The following is a 2,497-nucleotide window of genomic DNA, read 5'->3' on the forward strand; positions in this document are numbered from 1 at the left end:
GTCCCCAACCCGGAGACCGTTTCTGCCGGTCTTATCCATGTAGGTGGGGCCAATGCCTTTCAGGGTAGAACCGATCTTTGCCTTACCCTTGGAAGTTTCGGATGCTGCATCCAAAAGACGATGGGTAGGAAGAATCAGGTGCGCTTTGCGCGAAATGAGCAAGCGCGATTTGATATCGATATTGTACTTCGCCAGGTTGTCCAGTTCCTTCTTGAATATCACCGGGTCTATAACTACCCCGTTGCCTACTACATTGATGGCATTGTCGTGGAATATCCCAGAGGGAATGGTGTGCAATACATGTTTGATGCCATCGAATTCAAGAGTGTGTCCCGCATTCGGACCCCCCTGAAAACGGGCTATGATATCATAGTTCCTGGTTAGTACATCGACGATTTTTCCCTTGCCTTCGTCCCCCCATTGGAGGCCCAACAGTAAGTCTACTGCCATGTGGTTTTATTGGTTAGTGGTTTCCTGTTCTGATTTTTTTCGGGTGCCATAAAAATACAAGGAGTGGTTATTGATCTCTATGTCAAACACTTCTTCTATGGTCTTTTTGATCGATTCAATGCGGGGGTCACAGAATTCAACCACTTCACCGGTATCCGTCAGGATTACGTGGTCATGTTGCCGGTCAAAGTAGGATTTCTCGTATTGTGCCTGGTTTTTTCCAAACTGGTGTTTACGCACCAATTTGCACTCCAGCAGGAGTTCAATGGTATTGTACAGGGTAGCGCGGCTCACGCGATAGTTCTTGTTTTTCATCTTGATATAGAGTGATTCAATATCAAAATGATCATCACTGTCATAGATTTCCTGCAATATGGCGTAACGTTCCGGAGTCTTCCGTTGACCGTTCTCTTCCAGATAGGCCGTAAATACTTGTTTTACTATTTCCTGGTCCTTAGTAGTTCCCATGGCCGTGCATTATGCTCAAAACAGCAAAGGTACGTTTAAAAATAAAAATCTCCCTGATCGGCTGTCCTTCTTTTTCAGAGGCAGACGCTACCCTTACAGTCGTACCACCTTTTCGATCCCGTTGATCTGTTTTAAGCTGTTGATCAGTTTTTTCAGGATAGCATTGTTTTTTACCACCAAAGTTATTCTCCCGGTAAACGTCCCGCCTTCCGTACTGAAGTTCAGGTTCCTCATATTAACGTGCATGTTGGCGGAGATGATCTCTGTTATCTTGTTCATCAAACCGAGGTTATCTATACCGGTAAGCTTGATTTCTGAAGTAAACTCTTCCTGTGAGGAATCAATCCATTTGGCTGAAATGATCCGGTAAGCGTAGTTAGACTGGAGGGATATGGCATTAGGGCAATCCTTTTTGTGCACCTTAATGCCCTCATTTACGCTAATAAAGCCAAATACTTCATCTCCGGGTATGGGGTTACAGCATTTGGAAAGCTTGTAGTTAAGCTTTTCCTCTTCCTTGCCAAATACGAGGAGATCGTACTTTGAGGTGATTTCCTCCCGGTGGATGTCTTCCGGGACCGCCTTACGCCTGATCTTGTTTTTGAAGAAACTGATGAATGCATTACTGTAGGAAGAAGCGAAATCCTTTATCTTTTGATTGTCTATGGAACCAATACCTACCCGATAGAATAGATCAAGACTGGTTTTCAGTTTAAAGTAAACAACCATCTTGTTGATCACATCCTCATTCAGAGTGATCTTTTGTGACTTGAGCTTTCTGCGAAGGATTTCCTTTCCTTCTTCCCCAATTTTCTTTTTCTCTTCCCGCAGGGAGGAGCGGATCTTTGATATTGCCCTTGCCGTGGTTGCATAGTCCAGCCAGTTCTGGTTGGGCTTGGCGGTTTCTGAGGTGATGATCTCTACCTGGTCACCACTTTTCAGTTTGGTATTCAGGGGTACCAGTTTTCCATTAACCTTGGCACCGCGGGTTCTCATACCCACTTCTGTATGGATATGGAAGGAAAAATCAAGTGGGGTGGCCCCTTTTGGAAGGGATTTCAGCTCGCCCCTAGGAGTAAATACAAAGATTTCCTTAGCGTACAGGTTCAGCTTGAACTCCTCAACAAAATCCACAGCATTTCCATTTGAATTTTCAAGGGCTTCCTGCAAGCGGTTGAGCCATTCTTCAATCCCCAGTTCTTTCTGTTCCCCGTGCTTGTATTTGAAATGGGCAGCATAGCCTTTTTCTGCAATCTCATGCATGCGTTCACTGCGAATCTGTACTTCTACCCACTTTCCTTCGGGGCCCATTACTGTAATGTGCAATGCCTCGTAGCCTGTAGACTTCGGGGAGGATATCCAGTCTCGCAGCCTTACCGGGTTGGGCGTAAAATGATCTGTTACTATGGAATAGATTTTCCAGGCGAGGAACTTCTCGTTCTTGGCATCGGATTTATAGATGATCCGGATGGCGAATTTGTCATAGATTTCATCGAAGCTTACATTCTGGGCCAGCATTTTCTTGCGGATCGAAAAAATAGACTTCATCCTGCCTTTGACCATATAGTTCAGGCCTTCT

The 2,497-nt window shown here is 45.0% G+C and carries 3 protein-coding genes; all 3 read right to left on the minus strand.

Going from position 1 to position 2,497, the window contains the following annotated elements; genetic code table 11:
• On the minus strand, positions 1-450 hold a 450-nt coding region (locus AC4E7D_RS13880; protein ID WP_490174374.1), incomplete at its 3' end, for an adenylosuccinate synthetase.
• A 6-nt stretch (positions 451-456) separates the two neighbouring features.
• Positions 457-918, minus strand: a complete 462-nt coding sequence (locus AC4E7D_RS13885; RefSeq protein WP_490174375.1) for a Fur family transcriptional regulator — start codon at positions 916-918, stop codon at positions 457-459.
• A 93-nt stretch (positions 919-1,011) separates the two neighbouring features.
• Positions 1,012-2,497: RelA/SpoT family protein (locus tag AC4E7D_RS13890; RefSeq protein WP_490174376.1), on the minus strand; the 1,486-nt coding region annotated here is incomplete at its 5' end.

It is taken from the genome of Lentiprolixibacter sp. (genome assembly GCF_982873095.1).